The 19,730-nt window shown below is 72.8% G+C and carries 18 protein-coding genes; 6 read left to right on the top strand and 12 right to left on the bottom strand.

Going from position 1 to position 19,730, the window contains the following annotated elements; translation table 11 throughout:
• The first annotated feature begins 34 nt into the window (after positions 1 to 34).
• Complete coding sequence (locus ACFC09_RS42910) at positions 35 to 559, top strand: hypothetical protein (protein WP_376538068.1); 525 nt, start codon at positions 35 to 37, stop codon at positions 557 to 559.
• Between the two features lie 31 nt (positions 560 to 590).
• Here the strand turns inward: ACFC09_RS42910 and hemC are convergent, their stop codons facing one another.
• The 5 genes from hemC to ACFC09_RS42885 form a co-directional block, all read right to left on the bottom strand.
• Positions 591 to 1,526: a hydroxymethylbilane synthase gene (gene hemC / locus ACFC09_RS42905; protein ID WP_376538066.1), complete on the bottom strand. Its 936-nt coding sequence runs from the start codon at positions 1,524 to 1,526 to the stop codon at positions 591 to 593.
• Positions 1,527 to 1,707: 181 nt separating this feature from the next.
• Positions 1,708 to 2,484, bottom strand: a complete 777-nt coding sequence (locus ACFC09_RS42900) for an NPP1 family protein (protein ID WP_376538064.1) — start codon at positions 2,482 to 2,484, stop codon at positions 1,708 to 1,710.
• Positions 2,485 to 2,608: 124 nt separating this feature from the next.
• Positions 2,609 to 3,562, bottom strand: a complete 954-nt coding sequence (locus tag ACFC09_RS42895; protein ID WP_376538088.1) for an ATP-dependent DNA ligase — start codon at positions 3,560 to 3,562, stop codon at positions 2,609 to 2,611.
• A 459-nt stretch (positions 3,563 to 4,021) separates the two neighbouring features.
• On the bottom strand, positions 4,022 to 4,828 hold the full coding sequence (locus ACFC09_RS42890; protein WP_376538062.1) for a DUF2690 domain-containing protein: 807 nt from the start codon (positions 4,826 to 4,828) through the stop codon (positions 4,022 to 4,024).
• Positions 4,829 to 5,021: 193 nt separating this feature from the next.
• Positions 5,022 to 5,495 (bottom strand): SH3 domain-containing protein, encoded by a 474-nt coding sequence (locus ACFC09_RS42885; protein ID WP_376538060.1) that lies wholly within the window; start codon positions 5,493 to 5,495, stop codon positions 5,022 to 5,024.
• A gap of 234 nt (positions 5,496 to 5,729) precedes the next feature.
• On the opposite strand from ACFC09_RS42885, the gene ACFC09_RS42880 reads away from it, so the two are divergent.
• The 3 genes from ACFC09_RS42880 (at position 5,730) to ACFC09_RS42870 (ending at position 9,372) form a co-directional block, all read left to right on the top strand.
• A complete protein-coding gene (locus ACFC09_RS42880; protein ID WP_376538058.1) occupies positions 5,730 to 6,254 on the top strand; it encodes a MarR family winged helix-turn-helix transcriptional regulator in 525 nt (174 codons plus the stop codon).
• 244 nt (positions 6,255 to 6,498) lie between these two features.
• Positions 6,499 to 6,966 (top strand): peroxiredoxin, encoded by a 468-nt coding sequence (locus ACFC09_RS42875; protein ID WP_376538056.1) that lies wholly within the window; start codon positions 6,499 to 6,501, stop codon positions 6,964 to 6,966.
• Between the two features lie 54 nt (positions 6,967 to 7,020).
• Positions 7,021 to 9,372, top strand: coding sequence for a SpoIIE family protein phosphatase (locus tag ACFC09_RS42870; RefSeq protein WP_376538054.1), 2,352 nt, complete (start codon positions 7,021 to 7,023; stop codon positions 9,370 to 9,372).
• On the opposite strand, the gene ACFC09_RS42865 is transcribed toward ACFC09_RS42870, so the two are convergent.
• A complete protein-coding gene (locus ACFC09_RS42865; protein ID WP_376538052.1) occupies positions 9,373 to 9,984 on the bottom strand; it encodes a DNA polymerase ligase N-terminal domain-containing protein in 612 nt (203 codons plus the stop codon).
• A 194-nt stretch (positions 9,985 to 10,178) separates the two neighbouring features.
• Positions 10,179 to 11,012, bottom strand: a complete 834-nt coding sequence (locus tag ACFC09_RS42860) for an aldo/keto reductase (RefSeq protein WP_376538050.1) — start codon at positions 11,010 to 11,012, stop codon at positions 10,179 to 10,181.
• Positions 11,013 to 11,096: 84 nt separating this feature from the next.
• On the opposite strand from ACFC09_RS42860, the gene ACFC09_RS42855 reads away from it, so the two are divergent.
• On the top strand, positions 11,097 to 12,071 hold the full coding sequence (locus ACFC09_RS42855; protein ID WP_376538048.1) for a TauD/TfdA dioxygenase family protein: 975 nt from the start codon (positions 11,097 to 11,099) through the stop codon (positions 12,069 to 12,071).
• Position 12,072: 1 nt separating this feature from the next.
• Here the strand turns inward: ACFC09_RS42855 and ACFC09_RS42850 are convergent, their stop codons facing one another.
• Together ACFC09_RS42850 and ACFC09_RS42845 are read right to left on the bottom strand one after the other, a co-directional pair.
• Positions 12,073 to 13,101, bottom strand: a complete 1,029-nt coding sequence (locus ACFC09_RS42850) for an LLM class flavin-dependent oxidoreductase (RefSeq protein WP_376538046.1) — start codon at positions 13,099 to 13,101, stop codon at positions 12,073 to 12,075.
• A gap of 160 nt (positions 13,102 to 13,261) precedes the next feature.
• The gene (locus ACFC09_RS42845; protein WP_376538044.1) at positions 13,262 to 13,648 is read right to left on the bottom strand and encodes a DUF4440 domain-containing protein; all 387 of its coding nucleotides are present in this window, start codon (positions 13,646 to 13,648) and stop codon (positions 13,262 to 13,264) included.
• Positions 13,649 to 13,910: 262 nt separating this feature from the next.
• Here ACFC09_RS42845 and ACFC09_RS42840 point away from each other — a divergent pair, with 262 nt between their 5' ends.
• Entirely contained in the window at positions 13,911 to 16,304 is a 2,394-nt protein-coding gene (locus tag ACFC09_RS42840) for a M4 family metallopeptidase (RefSeq protein WP_376538042.1), read from the top strand.
• Positions 16,305 to 16,369: 65 nt separating this feature from the next.
• Here ACFC09_RS42840 and ACFC09_RS42835 read toward each other — a convergent pair whose 3' ends face one another.
• The 3 genes from ACFC09_RS42835 to ACFC09_RS42825 form a co-directional block, all read right to left on the bottom strand.
• Positions 16,370 to 17,569 (bottom strand): glycoside hydrolase family 64 protein, encoded by a 1,200-nt coding sequence (locus tag ACFC09_RS42835; RefSeq protein ID WP_376538040.1) that lies wholly within the window; start codon positions 17,567 to 17,569, stop codon positions 16,370 to 16,372.
• Between the two features lie 153 nt (positions 17,570 to 17,722).
• Entirely contained in the window at positions 17,723 to 18,478 is a 756-nt protein-coding gene (locus tag ACFC09_RS42830; protein WP_376538038.1) for a dienelactone hydrolase family protein, read from the bottom strand.
• Between the two features lie 123 nt (positions 18,479 to 18,601).
• Entirely contained in the window at positions 18,602 to 19,222 is a 621-nt protein-coding gene (locus ACFC09_RS42825; protein ID WP_376538036.1) for an L-threonylcarbamoyladenylate synthase, read from the bottom strand.
• Positions 19,223 to 19,730 lie beyond the last annotated feature (508 nt).

Raw genomic sequence — 19,730 nt, 5'->3', positions numbered from 1 at the left:
ACAGCAGCTCTCCGGGGTGGTCGAGAGGGGCACTGTGTACGAGCCGAACGTGGTCGGGGACTGGCACGAGTACGACGAGCATGCCGGTCTGCGGGTCCGCGTCCACCGCCTGGAGGTGGTGGAGCCCCCGCACGGACGCGACGAGGCAGCCGCCGGGCTGACGTACTTCAGTGTCCGGGTGACCGTCGAGAACCGCGGCGAACAGCAGTGCTCCGTACAACTGGAGGACGGCCAGCTCGACGTCCGGATCGGCCCCGACGGGGAGGGCGCGTTCGTCGACTGGCGGAACTCGCGGTTCATCGAGGGTTTTGACGTCTATCCGCTGCGCCGTGCCACCGCCGTGCTGTACGCGGCCGGTCAGGAGGCGTGCCTGTCACAGGTGGACGTCCAGGTGCAGTTGCGGGTCGACGACGAGTGGACCGACCGCCGGCTGTGGACGGGCGGCATCGGACTGGCGGAGGGGCCGGTCGCGGCCCCCGCGGCCGGTGCCGCACCGGGCGGCCTGGCCCATCAGGTGAGCGTGTTCCTGCGGGACCAGGCGGAGCCGGACACGGCCTGAGCGGCGTCCCGGTGATCCGGTACGGGTGCGGTCAGTGCGGGATACCGTCGATGATCTCGCGGGCGCCCTGCCGCAGCAGGGACACCGCGACCGAGGTGCCCAGCGTGGCGGGATCGAGCGGGCCGGCCCACTCGTGGGCGTTCAGCCGGGTCTTCCCGTCGGGGGTGAACACACAGGCCCGCAGGGACAGCTCGCCGCCCCGGTCGGCGTGCGCGTGACCGGCGATCGGGCTGTTGCAGTGGCCTTGCAGAACATGCAGGAACATGCGCTCCGCCGTGGCCTCGCGGTAGGTGTCCGGGTCGCTGAGCGCGCCGACGGCGTCGATCAGGTCGGTGTCGTCCTCGCGGCACTGGAGGGCGAGGATGCCCGCGCCGATCGGCGGCATCATCGTCTCCGTCGACAGCACCTCGCTGATCACGTCGGACCGTCCGATCCGTTCGAGACCGGACACCGCCAGCAGCAGCGCGTCGGCCTCTCCGGCGGCGAGCTTCGCCAGCCGCCGGTTGGCGTTGCCGCGGAACGGCACGTACTCCAGGTGCGGGTGGGTCGTGGCCAGCTGGGCGATGCGGCGCACCGCGGAGGTGCCGACGCGGGTGCCCGCCGGGAGTTCGTCGAGGGTGAGACCGTCGGGGTGGACGAGGGCGTCCCGGATGTCGTCGCGCTTCAGGAACGCGGCGAACACCGTGCCCGCCGGCAGCGGCCGGTCGGCCGGCACGTCCTTGACGCAGTGCACCGCGAGATCGGCCTGACCGGCCAGCAGGGCGGCGTCCACTTCCTTGGTGAACGCACCCTTGCCCTCGACCTGGGAGAGGACGCCCAGCCACTTGTCACCGGTCGTCTTCACCGGTACGACCTCGGTGCGCACCTGCGGATACCGCGCCGTCAGCTCGGTGCGGACGCGTTCCACCTGGGCCAGCGCCATCGGTGAGTCACGGGAGACGATACGGATGAGTTCCGGGACGGCCATGGAGACACGATAGACCCTCCCGGCGGGCTCCCACGTCCGCCCGTCGCCGGGCGAGGCGGAACCGGCCACGGGCGTGGGCGTGGGGGTGGGCCGGGCGAATTCGGGCGCCCCGCGAGAACGTCCCGCCCGGCCGGGTCCTGGCTCCCGCCCGGACGGGAGCCAGGACCCGCCGGCCGGACGCTCAGGCGTTCGGGTCGAACGCGATACCGGACGGCTTGGCCGAGGCGAGGTGCGAGGCGAAGGCGCTGTCCTTCAGGCCGAAGTTGGCGCTGCCGAAGTCGTAGGCGCTCAACTTGTCGCGCAGGCCCGCCGGGTAGCCGTTCCAGCCGACCAGCGGCGGATACTGCCAGGTGCCCTTGTGGTTCTCCGGCGGCTCGTCGTTGGTGTTGGCCAGCCGGAAGCAGTGGGTGCTCGCACCGTCCTTGTGGTAGACGATCTTCGCGTGCGTGCCCTCGAAGCGGACCTCGGAGGCCGGGTGCACGGTGAACAAACCGTGGTTGGACGTGGACACGTACTGCACCTGGCCGTTCTGCACCCACACCGCGACGTGCTCCCAGTCGTGCCGGTGGCCGCCGAGGCTGATGCCGGGGATCGCCTGGTCCTTCTCGAAGTACAGGCCGTACAGGTAGGCGCACCAGCCGTTGTTGCACTTGTAGCGCGAGTACGTGTTGGTGTCGTCCAGGTCGGAGGCGTCGCGGCAGTTGCCGTTGAGGGCGCCCGTCGGGTTCAGACCGGGGTTGACGGTGCCGTCCGGGCCGATGGCGGCCGTCGAGTAGCAGCCGTCGGTGTCGTAGTCGAAGGCGGGTTGGTACGTGAACTCCGCCGCCTCCGCGTTGGCGGGCAGCGCAGGCGGCGGGGCGGCGAAGGCGACGGCGGGGAAGGCGATCACGAGGGCGGCGGCACCGGCCAGCCCGGCCAGCCAGCGCCCGGGCCCGGTACGGAACGTCCGTGACGACACAGCGTCCTCCAACTGCGATATGAAGTGGGGGAGTTCAGCATCCTGGCCGCCCGGCACCTTGCCAAGACGGCCCGGACGTCCCAATGGTGAAGCCCCGCCCAACTCTTGCCTCCCGGCACTTCTGTCACTCGGCGTCGCCGGGCAGGTCGGCTGCCGACTCCTCGGGCGCCAGGTCCGGCCGCAGCCGGTACCAGGACGGCTGGCGCAGCAGCCCCGACCGGGTACGGGTGCTGTAGCCGACCTCACCGACCAGCCGGGGCAGCACCCAGTGCGCCCCGGCGATCCGCGGGACCGGATCGAAGGGGCACACGCCGGTCTCCGCAGCCCGCAGCAGCGCGGCCAGTTCCGTCCGTTCGGCGTCGCTCCAGCCGGTGCCCACCCCGCCGACGTAGCGCAGCCGCCCGGCGGCACGCTGACCCACGAGCACCGCGCCGGGCAGGCCCGCGAGCCGCCCCTTGCCGGGCAGCCAGCCGCCGACGACGACGTCAGCGGTGCGCAGGTTGCGGATCTTGATCCAGGCGCGGGAGCGCACGCCCGGCTCATACACCGAGTCCAGCCGCTTGCACACCAGCCCCTCCAGACCGTGCTCCCGGGTGGCGCGCAGCGCCTCGGCGCCGTGCCCGACGACGGCGGCCGGGGTGGACCAGTGCGGTCCCTCCAGTCCCGACTCCGTCAGCAGGCTCCGGCGCTGCGCGTACGGCAGCGCGAGCAGGGGACGGTCCAGGTGCGGCAGGTCGAACAGCACGAGGTGGACGGGGACCTGGGCCGCCCGGCGCGCCGCCCGGGCCGGGGCGTGCGCCAGACCCATGCGGCTCTGCAGCAACTGGAAGTCGGCGCGTCCGTGTTCGTCGAGGGCCAGTACCTCGCCGTCCAGGATCGCCGGGATCGTGCCCAGGGCACCGGCCAGCGGGCGCAGTTCGGGATAGGCGCCGGTGATGTCCTCGCCCGAGCGGGCGCGCAGCAGGAGGGTGCCGTCGCCGGGCAGGTAGGCCATGACGCGCTGGCCGTCCTGTTTGGTCTCGTAGGCCCATCGGGAGTCCTGGGCGGCGGGCGGCAGCTTGCCGGGGGTGGCGAGCATCGGCGGGATCACCGGGAGGGTCGCGGTCACGGCAGAAGGTGTCGACCGCGCCCGGTGCGCTCACGCGCCTTTCACCGGCGGTTCCCCTGAACGGGCCCGGCTCGGCGGAGCGCCGGGGACGGCACCGGGCCAGGGGGGTGCCCCGGATCCGGCGCCGGGGCGGTCTCCCGGCCCGGCGCCGCACCCGGGGACGGCGCCGGCCCCCGTCCCCACGGGTCCGGCACCCGGGGCCGCCGCCGCTCAGGACGGCCCCGGCTTCGGGACGCCCACGGCGCAGTCGCCGTGGGCGGCGCGTCGACTCTGCCGTCCGGCCCGGCGGGAGCCCGTGCGCCGGGCGGGCGGCGGAACCCGTCGCTGCGGGAACCCCCGCCGGGGAGAAGTCTTGCGTGAGTCAGGCAACCCTATGAGGCTTACTTGAGTCAAGCAAGCGAATGCTCCCACTGGGGTGGCCGGGATCGGTCATCGCGGTGCCGGGAGGTCCGCGTCCTCCCCGAGCTCCTCGGCGTACAGGCCCGTGCAGGCCAGCCTGCCGTCCACCTCCGCGCACGCCTCCACGCCCCGGGCCGACGGCACCGCGAGCATCGGGCTGGTGTACCCGGCGGGGTCGGCGGCCGAATAGGTCGCCGACAGCACGTCCTGCCCGGCCCGCACGGACACCTCCCGGGTGTGCGGGGAGCGCACCCGCACCTCCGACCAGGCGGTGCCGCAGGCGGGTGAGTAGCGCAGCCGGACGTCGTAGGCGAGACCGGACACGGCGCTCTCGGTGCGCGCGTCCCGTGCGCAGGCCGACGCGTCCGGCAGGACGCCCCGGCAGGACGTCGCGTGGCAGCCGGGGGGCGCCGCCACGGTCCGCGTCCCCGCCGGTCCGGGCCGGCCGGACATGGTGAGGGCGGCGGCCGTCGCGGCGGCCACGGCGAGCAGTGCGAGCGCGGACAGCGGCAGCCTCGGCGACCGGGTCCACGGCGGGCGCAGCCGGTCGGCCGCGGCGGGTGCCACCGGCGCCTCCGGGGCCGGTGGGCCCTCGGCGGACGCCCACAGGGCCACGACGGGTCCGGGGTCGGTGCCGGCGAGCCGGGCGAGCGCTTCGACGGCCGAGCGGGGCGGGCGCTGAACGCCGGTGAGGTACCGGTGCCAGGCGGACTTGCTGTACGGGGTGCGGGCGGCCAGCGCCGCCAGGCTCAGCCCCGTACCGTCCTTGAGCGCGCGCAGCCGCACCGCCAGCGGCTCGTCGTCGGAGATGGGTCCGGGGGATGGCGGCTGCCGCATGGTGCGTTCCTCGACTCCCTTGCCACTATGGGCGGTTCGCCCCTGTTGTCGGAATGGCTTCCCGGGTGGGGCGCGGCCCAACCGGTGGTGAAGGCAGGAGAAAGGTGAGGCGGCGACAGGTCGAAGGCCCGTTCGGGAACGCGTGGCTCCCGAACGGGCCGCGGGGATCAGGGCCTACGGCGGACCGGCGGCGTCAGCACCAGGGCAGCGCGGCGCCGCCCCGCACGTAGCGGGCGGAGACGTAGCCCTTGTGGTGCGCCAGCCGGTACCAGGTGCGGGTGCCGAACACCCGCGAACCGCGCGTCCGGCAGACGAGCCGCACGAGCCGGTTGCCGTGGCGGTGGCCGACCACGCGGTAGCCGGTGCCCGGACCGGAGCGGACGTTCAGCCGGACGTGGTGCGTGATCACACGCCCCGTGACGGGCGTGCGGCGCGTGCTGGTGCGCCCCGGGGCGGCCAGTCCCCGCCGGTGCGTGGCGCGGTGCTTCGCCGGCGCGTGCCGGACGGGGGCGGGCAGTGGTGCGGGGAGGGCGTACTGGGGAGCCGCGGCGGTGGGCGCGGGGAGCGGTACGGTCTGGCCCGCCTCGGCGGCAGAGGCCGCCGCGGGCAGGAGTGCGAGCGCCGCGACCGTGGCCAGCAGGCCGTTCTTCACGGTCCGTCGGATCATGGAAACCTCCGGGCATTCGTTCTCGTGACCACGAGGCGTGATCACGACAGCCAGCGTTTCCGTGGCGAGGGGCCGGAAAGCCGTTCCCGCGTCCCGCGGGACACCCGGGACGTGCCCGGGACGGACCGCCCGCCGACGGCCTGTCGTCCGGCGGGTCCGCACCCGCCGTCGGACAGGGCCGGGCAGGCAGGTCAAATTACTTGAGTTACGCAACGATGTGCTAGAGTGGCGAACATGTCCTCGAAACCGCCGCCCCTCCCCCCGGCGGCCTCCGCGGAGGTCGTCGAGATCGAGCGCGCGCTCTCCCGCATCACGTATCTGAGCACCCGGACCCGGCAGCACGACCGGATGATGGCGGTGGCCGGGGTACCGCTGGACCGTGCCGCGGTGGCGCTGCTGCGGCAGATCGCGGACTCCGAGCCGCTGCGACCGGGAGAACTTGCCCAGCGGCTGGGCGTCGAGGCGTCCCATGTGACGCGTACGGTGCAGCAACTGCAGAGGTTCGGTTACGTCAGCCGGGTTCCCGACCCGGAGGACCGCAGGGCCCAGCGGATCGAGCTGACCGACGCGGGCCGGGAGGCCATCGGGCGGGTCCGGGACGCGGGGGCGCGGGGCATGCAACTCGCCCTGTCCGACTGGAAGCCCGAGGACCTGCGGCAGCTGGCCACCCTCTTCCACCGCATGGTCGACGACTTCCTCGCCCGCTCCCAGGAGGACGAGCCCGGCCAGGAGAGCGGCCCCTCGCAGGCCCCGGCCTGAGCGCGCCGCACCTTCCCGGTGCCCGCCCCCCGGCTCTCCTCGCCGGGGAATCGGGCGCGAACGTACGGCGGGCCTGCGCCCCCCCCGCCGGCGGCCGTCGCCCTGCGCGGAGGCCCGCCGAACCCGTCGGCCGCCCCGCTCCCGCGACGCCGACCGCACCGCGGAGAGCGACCGGAGACCGGACGGAGAGATGACCAGTGGAACTACCAGTGGAAATACCAGTGGGACGACCGGAGGGACGACGATGACGGACCGAGTGCGCGTCGGAGACACGATCGAGGACTTCGCGCTGCCGGACGAGACCGGCACGGTGCGGCGGCTGTCCGAGCTGCTCGCCGACGGGCCGGTGGTGCTGTTCTTCTACCCGGCGGCACTGACGGCCGGCTGCACCGCCGAGGCGTGCCACTTCCGTGACCTCGCCGCCGAATTCGCCGCGGTCGGCGCACGCCCGGTGGGCATCAGCGGCGACTCCGTCGAACGCCAGCAGGAATTCGCCGGACGCCACACGCTCGGCATGCCGCTGCTCGCCGATCCCGACGGCGCGGTCCGCGAGCGGTTCGGCGTCCTGCGCGGCTTCACACCGGCCCCCACCCGGCGGGTCACCTTCGTCATCGCCCCGGACCGCACCGTCGTCGAGGTGGTCCGCAGTGAGCTGCGCATGAACAGCCACGCCGACCGCGCCCTGGCCGCGCTGCGTGCCCTGCGCGCGTGAGACCGCCCCGCCCCGCGCTTGATGTCCCAGGACGATGGGAACATCCTGGGACATATGGAGCATCTCGCGGCCACGGCGGTGGTCGACGCCCTCGGGACGGTGACGGGGTGGAGCGAGGGCGCGCAGAAGCTGACCGGTCATCCGGCCGCGGAGATCGTGGGCAGACCTGCCACCCGCCTGCTCGCCGAGGAGATACCGCCCGGGATCGTCGAGGCGCAGACCGGAGTCGTCGCCCTCCGTCACCTTGACGGCCATCGCGTCGAGGTGGCCCTCACCGCCTGTCCCGTACTCGGCCCGGCCGGGCAGCCCGCCGGATTCGTGATCACCGCCGACCCGCCGGACCCGCCCGAGCCGGCCGGTCCGAGCCTGGCCGAGCAGGCGTTCCAGCAGGCGTCCATGTCGATGTCGGTCTACGACACCAGGCACCACTACCTCCGCCTCAACGAAGTCGCCTGCAAGGTCCTGGGCCTGCCCGAGGAGGCACTGCTCGGCCGGTACTACCTGGACAGCACGGAGGAGGCCGGGTACAACTGCGGCTTCCTGCGCCATCTGCGCCAGGTCGTGGAGACCGGCGAACCGGTCCGCTACGAGACCTTTTCGAGCACCCCCGGCCTGGCCCAGCAACAGGCGTGGAACGTCGAGATGTGGCCCCTCACGGACGGTGAGGGCGAGCCGAGCGCCGTGGCGCTGGCCGCCTTCGACAACAGCGAGGAGTACGGGGCACGGCAGCGACTGGCCCTGCTCAACGAGGCGGCGGCCAGCATCGGCACCACCCTGGACGTCGTCCGCACCGCCGAGGAACTGGTGGAACTCCTGGTCCCGCAGTTCGCCGACTTCGCCAGCGTGGACCTGCTCGACTGGGTGCTCGGCACGGACCAGCAGCCGCCCGCGATGCCGGACGGCGCGTTCGTGCTGCACCGCGTCGCGCACATCTCCGTCACCGAAGGCACCCCCGAGGCCGTCGTCGAGCCCGGCGAGCAGGATCCCTGCCCGGAGGACTGCCCGCCGGCCCGCGCCCTGCGCGAGGGCCGGGTGGTGTTCAGCAAGGAAGGCGACCCGGACCTGGTCCGGTGGCTCGAAGAACGCAACGCGCGCTCCCCGGACCGCGGCGGCTACCGCCAGGGCGTCCACTCGATGCTCGCGGTGCCGCTGCGGGCGCGCGGCACCGCGCTCGGCGTGGTGGTCGCCGTGCGCCGGCGGCACCCGAAGAACTTCGGCGGCGACGACGCCGCGTTCGGGGAGGAACTGGCGAGCCGCGCCGCCGTCTGCATCGACAACGCCCGCCGTTTCGCCCGCGAACGCGGCACGGCCCTCGCCCTCCAGCACAGCCTGCTGCCCAGCGGCCTGCCCGATCAGGCGGCGGTCGACGTGGCCCACCGCTATCTGCCCTGCGGGTCGCTGGCCGGCATCGGCGGCGACTGGTTCGACGTGATCCCGCTCTCCGGCAGCCGGGTCGCCCTGGTCGTCGGCGACGTGGTGGGCCACGGCATCGAGTCCTCGGCCACCATGGGCCGGCTGCGTACGGCCGTACGGACCCTGGCCGACGTGGACCTGCCGCCGGACGAACTGCTGACCCACCTGGACGACCTGGTCACCCACCTCGCGGCGGACGGGGACGACGGCGAGGTGGCCGAACTGGGCGCGACCTGCCTGTACGCCGTCTACGACCCCGTCTCGCGCCGCCTTTCGCTGGCCGCCGCCGGCCACCCGGTACCGGCCGTCCTGCGGCCCGGCGCCGACGCGGAACTCGTGCGGATGACGGCGGGCCCGCCCCTGGGCGTCGGCGGCCTGCCGTTCGAGGCGACGGAACTCGAACTGCCGGAGGGTTCGGTCGTCGCCCTCTACACCGACGGCCTCGTGGAGGACCGTGCCCTCGACGTGGACCGGGGGACCGGTGAGCTGCTCCAGGCCCTGAACACCCCCGCGGACTCGCTCGACACCCTCTGCGACACCCTGCTGAAGGCGGCGCTCGACGAGCAGCCCGGCGACGACGTGGCCCTGCTGCTGGCCCGCACCCGGGCACTGGGTGCCGACCGGGTGGCCACCTGGGACGTGCCGCCCGATCCCGCGCACGTGGCCACCGCCCGGCAGGCGGCGACCGACCAGCTGGCCGTCTGGGGACTGCAGGAGGCCGCCTACGTCACCGAGCTGGTCGTCAGCGAACTCGTCACCAACGCGATCCGCTACGGTGAGCCGCCCATCCGGCTGCGGCTGATCCGTGACCGCGCGCTCATCTGCGAGGTCTCCGACGGCAGCTCCACGTCGCCGCATCTGCGCCGGGCACACGCCTTCGACGAGGGCGGCCGGGGGCTCCTGCTGGTGGCCCAGCTCACCCAGCGCTGGGGCAGCAGGCAGACGGCCGGCGGCAAGACGATCTGGGCGGAACGGCCACTGCCCGAGGAATGATCAGCGGACCGGGCCGGCGTCCGCGGCGGCGACCTGGGCGAGGGTCCGTCCGGTACGGACCGAACGCGCCCGGCGCGGGTCCGGGGTGCCGTGCCCGGCGGGCCGGCCCCGGCCCATCCGGACCAGCAGCCAGGCGTACTCCCCGTCACGGCCCCGGAACCGGGTCAGGGCGTACTCGCCCCGCAGCTTGGCGCCGTACAACCGGAACGTGGCGTGTCCGCCGGCCAGCGACCCGGCGAAGTCGACGGGCCGGCCGGCGCGGTCGTGGCTGAGCGGTTCGTACGTCCCCCGGTCCCAGACGATCACCGTCCCGCCCCCGTACTCGCCCCGCGGGATCACGCCCTCGAAGTACTCGTACTCCAGCGGGTGGTCCTCGGTGGGCACGGCCAGCCGTCTGTCCCCCGGATCGGCGGACGGACCCCTCGGCACCGACCAGGACTTCAGCACGTCGCCCACCTGAAGCCGGAAATCGAAGTGCAGCCGGCGGGCGTCGTGGATCTGCACCACGAACCGGGGCCCGCCCGCCGTGCGGGCCGCCGCGCCGGACGGCTCACGGGTCCGCCGGAAGTCCCGCTTGCCGCGGTACGTGCGCAGCCGGTCGTCGGTACCCACGTGCGTCTCCCTCCGTCCGACCGTCCCGCGGCCCGGGTACCCTGCCCGGCCAGGTCGACGCGCCGCGCGGACGGATCCGCCGGCGCTCGGCCGCCGATCCGTCCGGCGGCGGCCTGCCGGCGCGTCGCAGCGTGCTCGGGCCGGACCGGGACGCCTCGCGGCGGCACGCCCGGGAGCGGTGGCCGAGCAGCGGCTCAGAACTCCTCGTGGCTTTCGGGGTCCCCGCCCAGGCGCCGGTGCGCGCGGTTCGAGAGCGCGGACATCTGGGCGTCGTCCAGCTCGAAGCCGAACACGTCGAGGTTGTCGCGCTGCCGGCCCGGGTCGGCCGACTTCGGGATGGGCACCGCGCCCAGCTGGACGTGCCAGCGCAGCACCGCCCGGGCGGGCGTCACCCCGAGTGCTTCGGCGACCGACACCACGGCCGGGTCCGTGAGCAGCAGGCCCCCGTCCCGGCCGAGCGGGCTCCAGCTCTCGGTGACGATGCCCTTGCCCGCGTGGAACGCGCGCAACTCGTCCTGCGGGAAGAGCGGATGCAGCTCGATCTGGTTGACGGACGGCAGCACGCCCGTCTCGGCCTCCAACCGCCCGATGTGCTCGGGAGTGAAGTTGGAGACCCCGATGGATCGCACGAGACCGTCCTCGCGCAGTTTGACCATCGCCCGCCACGAGTCGACGTACTTGCCGACGCGGGGGAGCGGCCAGTGGATCAGGTACAGGTCCACGTACTCCACCCCCAGCCGCCGCCGGGACTCCTCGAAGGAGGCCAGGGTCTCCTCGTAGCCGTGGTGGCGGCCCGGGAGCTTCGTGGTCACCACGACCTCCTCCCGGGGCACGCCGCTGGACGCGATGCCCCGGCCGACCCCCGTCTCGTTCCGGTAGTTCGTCGCGGTGTCCACCAGGCGGTAACCGGCCGACAGCGCCTCGCGCACGGCAGGTTCGGCCTGCGCGTCACTCATCGGCCAGGTGCCAAGACCGACGGCGGGCAGCGCCGTACCGTCGTTGAGCCTGTGCGTCGGAATACTGATCACGGTGGGACCTTCCCTCGGCTGTGTCCTGCTCCCAGCGTCACGGATAGGGTGAGCGGTGATCAACCTGACGGGCGGGACGGTGCCATGACGACGGACAGGGACACGGAACGGCGGGCAGAGCCGGTGGCCGGGGTCGAGGTGCGGCCGGTCGCCGGGCACATCGGTGCCGAGATCACGGGCGTCGACCTCTCCGACGGCCTCGACGACGCGGTGGTCGCCCTGATCCGGGCGGCGGTGCTGCGCTGGAAGGTGGTGTTCTTCCGCGGGCAGCGACTGGACCACGCCGGTCATGTCGCCTTCGCCCGCCGCTTCGGTGAGCCGGTCGTCCTCGGGCGGCGCGGCAGCGCCTCGCCGCCTGACCATCCGGCGGTGGAGACCACCGCCGACCGGCTGGAGCTGGGCGGCCGCTACGGCATGGAGCGCGAGGAGTGGCTGGAGCGCCGCCGGCACACCTTGCTGCGCGGCTGGCACTGCGACCACGGCGCCCGGATCGACCCGCCCGCCGCGACGATCCTGCGGGCCGAGACCGTCCCGCCGTACGGCGGCGACACCACCTGGTCCAACCTGGCCGCCGCCTACGCCGGGCTGTCCGCACCGGTGCGGGCGTTCGTGGACGGACTGCGCGCCGAGCACCGGCTCGGCGTCGGCTACCAGCCCCGGCCGGGTGACGACGCCTATCTGCGTCATCTGCTGGACCATCAGGTGGCCTCCGTCCACCCGCTGGTGCGGGTCCACCCGGAGACGGGCGAGCGGGTGCTCTGCGTCAACGGCTACTACGTCGAGCGGATCGTGGACGTCACCCGGCCGGAGAGCGCCGCGCTGCTCGAACTGCTGCTGGCCCAGGCGGTCCGGCCCGAGTACACGGTCCGCTTCCGCTGGGAGCCGGGCAGCGTGGCCTTCTGGGACAACCGGGCCACCATCCACCTCGCGCCGTCCGACAACGCCCACCTGGACTTCCCACGCACCATGCACCGGGTCATGCTCGCCGGTGACGTGCCGGTGGGCGTGGACGGCAGGCCGTCCGAGCCGGTCACCGGCACCCGGGCGGGCCGCTGGTGAGTCAGGCGGCGGCCGGCCGGCCGAGCGCCGGGCCCAGCAGGGTCGCCATGTCGGTGAGGATCTGCACGTAGTCCTCGTGCTCGAAGGTGAACGGCAGCGCGAACGCCACCTCGTCGACCTCACGGAACGCGGCGTGCGCGTGCAGCCGTTCGGCGATCTCGGCCGAGGTGCCCACCAGGTCCGGCGCGAACAGCAGCCGTGCCGGACCCTGCGGGGAGGCGGTGCGGGGCAGCCGCTGCGCCGCGTACGCCGCGTACTTCGCGCGCTGCTCGGGCGTCGCGGAGTCGGTGGGGATCACCACCAGGCCCTGGGAGACCCGGGCCGCGTCGCCGTCGGGGTGATGGGCACGGAACTCACGGATGTGGGACAGCTGGATCTCGGCGAAGTCCCACGGTCCGGCGGGATCCTCCGCCTTGACGACGCTGCTCGTCAGGAAGTTCATCCCGTGCTCGCCCGCCCAGCGCGCCGAGCGCAGGCTGGCCCCGCCGTACCAGAGGCGGCGGCCGAGCCCGGGGGAGTGCGGCTGCACGGTCGGTGCGAACACCTCGAAGCCCTCGGTCCCGGCGAAGCCGGTGGCGGGCTCGCCGCGGACGAAGTCCAGGAGCCGGCGCACCCGTTCGTGGCCGAAGTCCTCGGTGTCCGCCGTGTCCGGGTACAGGGCGTCCTTCACCTGGTCGTAGTGGTTCGGCGGGCCCACGCTCACCCCCGGGTTGAGACGGCCGCCGGACAGCACGTCGACGGTCGCCAGGTCCTCGGCGAGCCGCAGCGGGTTCTCCCAGCCGAGCGGGATGACCGCGGTACCGAGTTCGATGCGGCTGGTGCGCTGCGAGGCGGCGGCCAGCACGGCGACCGGGGAGGAGATGCCGTACTGCAGATGGCGGTGGCGCACCCAGGCGCTGTCGAAGCCCAGCCGCTCGCCCAGTTCGATGATCCCCAGCGTGGACTCGTGGCCCCGGCCCGGATCGGCCGCGTCGAACAGACCGATGGTGAGGAAGCCCAGCTTGCGCAGCGGACGGGGGGTGGGCGGCACGGGCTCCTCCGGTGGTCGTACGTCAGTTCTGTCCCGATTGTGGCAGGCGAACATTGCGGGCGTGTGATCGGTTCGCCCGCCCGCACCCGGTGGCGGACCCGGCCGCCGGACAGCCGCCCGCGTCCCCGTGCCGCTCTGCCGATCACCGCGCCCGGTCCGCTCAGTCCACGTCGGGCGGTACCCGGGTGGCCTGGTGGTAGTACATGCGCAGGCCCGCGTCCCCGGGTCCCCTGCGCCAGATCGAACTGTGCCTGGTGCGGCGCTCGCCGAGCACGGTCTCGAACGTCAGGTGCACCAGGCCGGGCGCGAGCCGTACCCCGGACATCTCCCCCGGCTCGTAGCGCGGGCCGTCCGGCGAAGCGCCGGGAAGGTCCGGCAGTTCGGCGAGCGTCGAGGTGTACGTCCAGCGCCGACCGGATCCGCCGACCTCCACGAACTCCGGGTCGAGCAGCCGCGCGGCCCGCTCCCGCGAGGCACGCACCCGCGGATCCATCAGTTGCAGTTCGCCGGCGATCGCCTGGCGCACCTCGTCGCTCGTGTCGTCCATGGCCGTATTCTCACCCGGCCTTCGAGGGTTAGGGGTGTCCCGCAGGCCCGCCTTGACCTGCGGATAGGGAAAACCCTCGAATGTCGATGCCGTAGTGACATGGCCGGGTCACAACTGAAATCCTCCCCTCGCCCCCCGCGCGGATCCCCATGGTCCTTTCGGACCGCGGTCCCCGCACAGCTCAGCTCTCTCCGGACAGCACATCCCGTCTGCCCGGTCTGTCACCGGCCGCGACCAGGCGGCCGCAGCAGGAGGAGTACGAGTGAGACCCCTTCCCCACAGACGGTCCACGGTCGGAGCCGCTCTGGTCTCCGCCGCCGCGTTCCTCGCCGTCGGCATGCAGTCCGTTCCGGTGTCCGCCCAGCCCGCCGCCCCACACCCCGGTGCCCTGCGCACGGGTGCCCTGGAGACCGGGCTCAGCGCGGCCCAGCGCACCGCACTGATCAAGGACGCCCAGGACAGGACCACCGAGACGGCCCGCACCCTCGGCCTCGGCGCCAAGGAGAAACTGGTCGTCAAGGACGTCGTCAAGGACAACGACGGCACCGTGCACACCCGTTACGAGCGCACCTACGCCGGCCTCCCCGTCCTCGGCGGCGACCTCGTCGTGCACACCCCGCCGGCCTCCCTGGCCGCCGGCACCGTGAGCACCACCTTCAACACCAAGCGCACCATCGCGGTCGCCTCCACCACACCGGCCGTCGCCAAGTCCGCCGCCGAGACGAAGGCGCTCAAGGCCGCCCGCTCCCTCGACGCGCAGCAGCCCAGCACCGACAGCGCCCGCAAGGTGATCTGGGCCGGCAGCGGCACGCCGAAGCTCGCCTGGGAGACGGTGATCGGCGGCCTCCAGGACGACGGCACGCCCAGCCGACTGCACGTCATCACCGACGCCACGACCGGCCAGGAACTCAACCGGTACCAGGCGATCAAGACCGGCACCGGCAACACCCAGTACAGCGGCACCGTCTCGCTGAACACGACGCTGTCCGGTTCGTCGTACCAGCTGTACGACACCACCCGCGGCGGTCACAAGACCTACAGCCTCAACAACGGCACCTCCGGCACCGGCACCCTGATGACCGACGCCGACGACGTCTGGGGCACCGGGTCCGGCTCCAACACCCAGACCGCGGGCGCCGACGCCGCCTACGGCGCCCAGGAGACCTGGGACTTCTACAAGAACACCTTCGGCCGCAACGGCATCGAGAACAACGGTGTGGGCGCCTACTCCCGCGTCCACTACAGCTCCAACTACGTCAACGCCTTCTGGGACGACAGCTGCTTCTGCATGACCTACGGCGACGGCTCCGGCAACACCCACGCCCTGACCTCGCTGGACGTGGCGGGCCACGAGATGAGCCACGGCGTCACCTCGGCCACCGCGAACCTCACGTACTCCGGTGAGTCGGGCGGCCTGAACGAGGCGACCTCCGACATCTTCGGCACGGGCGTGGAGTTCTACGCGGGCAACTCCACCGACGTCGGTGACTACCTCATCGGCGAGAAGATCAACATCAACGGCAACGGGACCCCGCTGCGCTACATGGACCAGCCCAGCAAGGACGGCGGGTCCAAGGACAGCTGGTACTCGGGCATCGGCAGCCTCGACGTGCACTACTCCTCGGGCCCGGCCAACCACATGTTCTACCTGCTGTCCGAGGGCAGCGGCACCAAGACCATCAACGGCGTCACGTACAACAGCCCGACCTCCGACGGCGTCGCCGTCACCGGTATCGGCCGGGCCGCGGCCCTCCAGATCTGGTACAAGGCGCTGACCACGTACATGACGTCAAGCACCAACTACGCGGGGGCCCGCACCGCCGCCCTCAACGCGGCCGCCGCCCTCTACGGCACCAACTCCGTCCAGTACGCCGGGGTGGGCAACGCCTTCGCCGGCATCGGCGTGGGCAGCCACATCACCCCGCCCGCGAACGGCGTCTCGGTGACCAACCCGGGCAGCCAGTCGTCCACCGTGGGTACCGCCGTGAACCTGCAGATATCGGCGAGCAGCACCAATGGCGGAGCCCTCACGTACTCCGCGACCGGGCTGCCGGCCGGCCTGTCGATCAACGGCTCGACCGGCCTGATCTCCGGCACGCCCACGACGGCGGGCAGCAACAGCACCACCGTCACGGTCAAGGACTCCACGGGCGCCACCGGTACGGCCTCCTTCACCTGGACGGTGAACTCCACCGGCGGCGGCACCTGCACCTCGGCGCAGTTGCTCGGCAACCCCGGCTTCGAGTCCGGCAGCACCACCTGGACCTCGACCACCGGCGTGATCACCAACGACACCGGGGAAGCCGCGCGCACCGGTTCGTACAAGGCGTGGCTGGACGGTTACGGCACCACCCACACCGACACCCTGTCCCAGTCGGTGACCATCCCGGCCGGCTGCAAGGCGTCGTTCACCTTCTACCTGCACGTCGACACCGCGGAGACCGGCAGCACGCAGTACGACAAGCTGACGGTGACCGCCGGTTCGACCACCCTGGCGACGTACTCGAACGTCAACGCCGCCTCCGGCTACAGCCAGAAGACCTTCGACCTGTCCTCCTTCGCGGGCTCGACGGTCACCCTGAAGTTCTCCGGAGTGGAGGACTCCTCCCTCCAGACCAGCTTCGTGGTGGACGACACCGCCGTCACGACCAGCTGACGCACCGCGCACCGCACAGGGCGTCCCGCACGCGGAACCACTCCGCGTGCGGGACGCCCGTCGCGTCAACTGAGCGGGTCCAGCGTGAGGTACGCCTCCTGCGGGTTGCCGTCGTGCACCAGCGACTCCTGGTTGCCGACGTCGTCGAAGGCGAACGCGTACGCCTTGCCGTCGGCCATCTGCCCGTGGATGACGCGGGCGTAGTGGTTGGTCACCGCGTCCTGGTAGAAGCCGGCCGGGTTGTTGTCCGGCTGGCTCGCGCTGGTCAGCAGCGTGGAGCGGTTGAACCCGGCGCAGAGCGTGCGGGAGATCGGCCCGCGCACCGCGTCGTTGGGCGCGTCCAGCAGCTTGTGGCAGCCGAACACGCTGTCCGCGTCCGGTTTCTGGAAGCTCGTCACCACCGCGCCCGAGCCGTCGGTGAAGTTCATGACACCGCCCGAGACCCGGCCGTAGTACTTGGTGTTCGGCTGGTCGCCGAAGGGTGTGACCGTGAGCGTCTGCGTGGTGTACCTGTCCCAGACCCGGTTCACGTAGTCGTCCATGGCGGATGCCGGGAGTGCACCGGTCTCCAGGCCGTGTCCGGGCGAGAGCGCCCGCAGCACCGTGCCGTCGGAGCGGGTCTGGATCAGGCCGCCCCAGCCGCCCGACTGCGCGCGCAGCGCGCTGAACGCCGCGCCGTAGCCGCCCGGTTTGAGGTGCCCGGTGGTGCCCGTGCTCCCGTCCGTCCGCCGCACGCCGACCGCGTACGGCACGGAGAACATGTCGACCTGGGTGCTGTTCAGCCACAGCCCCGCGTCATTGAGTGTGTACTCGGACCAGTTGAAGAGGATGTCCCGGTTGGGATCGCTGGGATTCTGCACCGCTGGCTGCACCAACCCGCCGGTGGCCAGCTTGAACACCAGCTTCTGGCCGTAGGAGAAGTAGATCCGGCCGGAGAACTTGGGGATCCGGATCGTCTTCGACTGTCCCGCGGCGGGGCCGGGGATGGCCGCGTCGGGCGCCGGAGTGGGCGGGTTGCCGCCCGCGGGCCACGCGTGGAACGTGCCGTTCGCGTCGGCCCAGCCCTGCTGCCCCGTGGACAGCTGGGTGCCGAGGTCGTAGAGGTACACCGGGTCGCCGCGGCCGGAGTCGTTGGTCACCGTCAGGGCGATCGTGTCCGGCACCGCGGCGTCGGCCGGGTCGGGCGCGCCGAGTGCGAGCAGCGCGCCGACCAGGGCGGTCGCGGCCGTCAGGGGCAGCGCGCGGCGTGTGAGTCGTACGAGCACTCTCCACCTCCGTGTGGGGGTCGGGGCCGTACGGACCGTGGTCCGTACCTGTCTGAGAGCGCTCTCAGCGTTGCGTCAAGGCGCGTGCATGTCAATGTGAGGGACGGAGTCCGTGGGGCGCCCGTGGCGGCACGGGCACCCCACGGCGTGGTGTCAGAAGGTGCGCCCCAGCAGGTCGAGCAGCGCGGTCCAGTGCCGCTCGTACGCCTCCTGGTCGTAGGCCGGGGTGTCGGCCTGCGTGTATCCGTGGTGGGTGCCCTGGTAGACCTCGCACCGGTGCCGCACGCCCGCGGCGGTGAGGGCTTCCTCCAGCCGCTGGATCTGCTCCGGCGGCAGGGAGGCGTCCTGGTCGGCGTGGCCGAAGTACACCTCGGCGGTGACGCGTCCGGCGACCAGGTGCGGGCTGTCCGGCTCCTCGGTGGCGAGCTGCCCGCCGTGGAACCCGGCGACGGCCGCGACCCGGTCCGGATAGGTGCCCGCGGTGAGCAGCGCCAGCCGGGCGCCCATGCAGTAGCCGGTCGTCGCGACCGGACCGTCGGCCACCAGCGGGCTGTCGGCGAGGAAGCGCAGATAGGCGCCCGCGTCCCGCATCGCGAGTTCGGGCGTCAGCGCCTTCATGACCGGCATGATCTGCTGCCAGGTGTTCGGGTTGGCGGCCGGGTCGATGAACTCGGGCAGGTCGAACACGGGCACCCGCCCGTTGCGGTAGAACACGTTGGGCAGCAGGACCGTGTAGCCGGCCTCGGCCAGCCGGTCGGCCATCGACTGCAGATGCGGGCGCAGCCCGAACGCGTCCTGGTAGAACAGGACGGCCGGACGGGGACGTGCGTCACCGGGATGGACGAGGTAGGCGTCGGCGATACCGTCCTCGGTCGGGATGTCCACGGTGGTTCCCTGTACGGCGGTCATGGCGTGGTGCCTCTCTGCGGAGGGACGTCGGGGAACTGGCGTGCCCTCGACGGTAGGTGTATGGCTCATGCTGTCACGCGGGGTCCCGGCCCGCGCACCCGGTCTTGCCTCCCACGGCCGGCCTCAGACGAAGCGGGCCGGGTCGCCCGCCCCGAGCCGTACGATCTCGGCCGCGCCGCCGGAGAAGTCGACGACGGTGGTCGGCTCGGTACCGCAGTCCCCGGAGTCGACCACCGCGTCCACCACGTGATCGAGGCGGTCCTTGATCTCCCAGCCCTGCGTCAGCGGCTCCTCCTCGTCGGGCAGCAGCAGGGTGCTGGACAGCAGCGGCTCGCCCAGCTCGGCCAGCAGCGACTGGGTGACCACATGGTCCGGGATGCGCACGCCGACGGTCTTCTTCTTCGGGTGCAGCAGCTTGCGCGGCACCTCCCTGGTCGCCGGGAGGATGAACGTGTAGCTGCCCGGCGTCGACGCCTTGACGGCTCGGAACACGTCGTTGTCCACGCGTACGAACTGACCGAGCTGCGCGAAGTCCCGGCACATCAGGGTGAAGTGGTGCCGGTCGTCGAGGTGCCGGATCGACCGGATCCGCTCCATGCCGTCACGGCTGCCGAGCCGGCACCCCAGGGCGTAGCAGGAGTCGGTCGGGTACGCGATGAGGGCCTCGGAGCGCACGGCATCGGCGATCTGCGCGATGCTGCGCGGCTGCGGGTTCTCGGGGTGCACATCGAAATACTTCGCCATCCGCCGAGCCTATGCCGTCCGGGAAACGGACGCCGCACGCGTGCGGCACGCCGCGACCGGCCGCCCCGCGCGGCGCCCGCGGCCCGGCCGGCCCCGGGCGGCCCCGGGCGGTCCGAATCCGTCGGCATGACCCCGGGCTTTCGGGGAAGCCGACGGGCTGGTCGGCCGGTGCTCTTCCCCCGGGCCCGAGCCGGCCGTCACCGCCGGCGACCCGTCCCCCGGGGCCGCCGGCGGTGACCTGCGCCCTCGTGCCGGTGCGGCCGTGTCCCGGCCGCCGCCGGGCGAAACCCGGGCCGCGCGTCCGGTAGCGTCCCTCTCCACACCTGGTGCCCCGGCAGGCAACGTTCGCCCCGTCGCGACGCTCGGCACGCTCCCCCAAGCTCTTCGAGCAGGGGGGACCCCCACTCGCCGCGCCGGCCGAAAGCCCAAGTACGTCCAGTACGAGGACTTCCGGCCGGCACACCGAGTGGGGGTACCTCCCACGCCCGTCCAGGGCAGTGGGGGCCAC

This window comes from Streptomyces sp. NPDC056161, assembly GCF_042268025.1.
Taxonomy (GTDB): Bacteria; Actinomycetota; Actinomycetes; order Streptomycetales; family Streptomycetaceae; genus Streptomyces.
The sequence above is the reverse complement of the archived record's forward strand: the minus strand, read 5'-3'. Positions and strand labels throughout refer to the sequence as shown.

What these genes read in the sequence shown, in the direction of transcription:
- hemC (WP_376538066.1), bottom strand. Translation starts at nt 1,526, where the DNA reads ATGGCCGTCCCGGAACTCATCCGTATCGTCTCCCGTGACTCACCGATG.
- ACFC09_RS42855 (WP_376538048.1), top strand. Translation starts at nt 11,097, where the DNA reads ATGACGACGGACAGGGACACGGAACGGCGGGCAGAGCCGGTGGCCGGG.
- ACFC09_RS42880 (WP_376538058.1), top strand. Translation starts at nt 5,730, where the DNA reads ATGTCCTCGAAACCGCCGCCCCTCCCCCCGGCGGCCTCCGCGGAGGTC.
- ACFC09_RS42845 (WP_376538044.1), bottom strand. Translation starts at nt 13,648, where the DNA reads ATGGACGACACGAGCGACGAGGTGCGCCAGGCGATCGCCGGCGAACTG.
- ACFC09_RS42830 (WP_376538038.1), bottom strand. Translation starts at nt 18,478, where the DNA reads ATGACCGCCGTACAGGGAACCACCGTGGACATCCCGACCGAGGACGGT.
- ACFC09_RS42870 (WP_376538054.1), top strand. Translation starts at nt 7,021, where the DNA reads ATGGAGCATCTCGCGGCCACGGCGGTGGTCGACGCCCTCGGGACGGTG.
- ACFC09_RS42895 (WP_376538088.1), bottom strand. Translation starts at nt 3,562, where the DNA reads ATGCTCGCCACCCCCGGCAAGCTGCCGCCCGCCGCCCAGGACTCCCGA.
- ACFC09_RS42825 (WP_376538036.1), bottom strand. Translation starts at nt 19,222, where the DNA reads ATGGCGAAGTATTTCGATGTGCACCCCGAGAACCCGCAGCCGCGCAGC.
- ACFC09_RS42875 (WP_376538056.1), top strand. Translation starts at nt 6,499, where the DNA reads ATGACGGACCGAGTGCGCGTCGGAGACACGATCGAGGACTTCGCGCTG.
- ACFC09_RS42885 (WP_376538060.1), bottom strand. Translation starts at nt 5,495, where the DNA reads ATGATCCGACGGACCGTGAAGAACGGCCTGCTGGCCACGGTCGCGGCG.
- ACFC09_RS42890 (WP_376538062.1), bottom strand. Translation starts at nt 4,828, where the DNA reads ATGCGGCAGCCGCCATCCCCCGGACCCATCTCCGACGACGAGCCGCTG.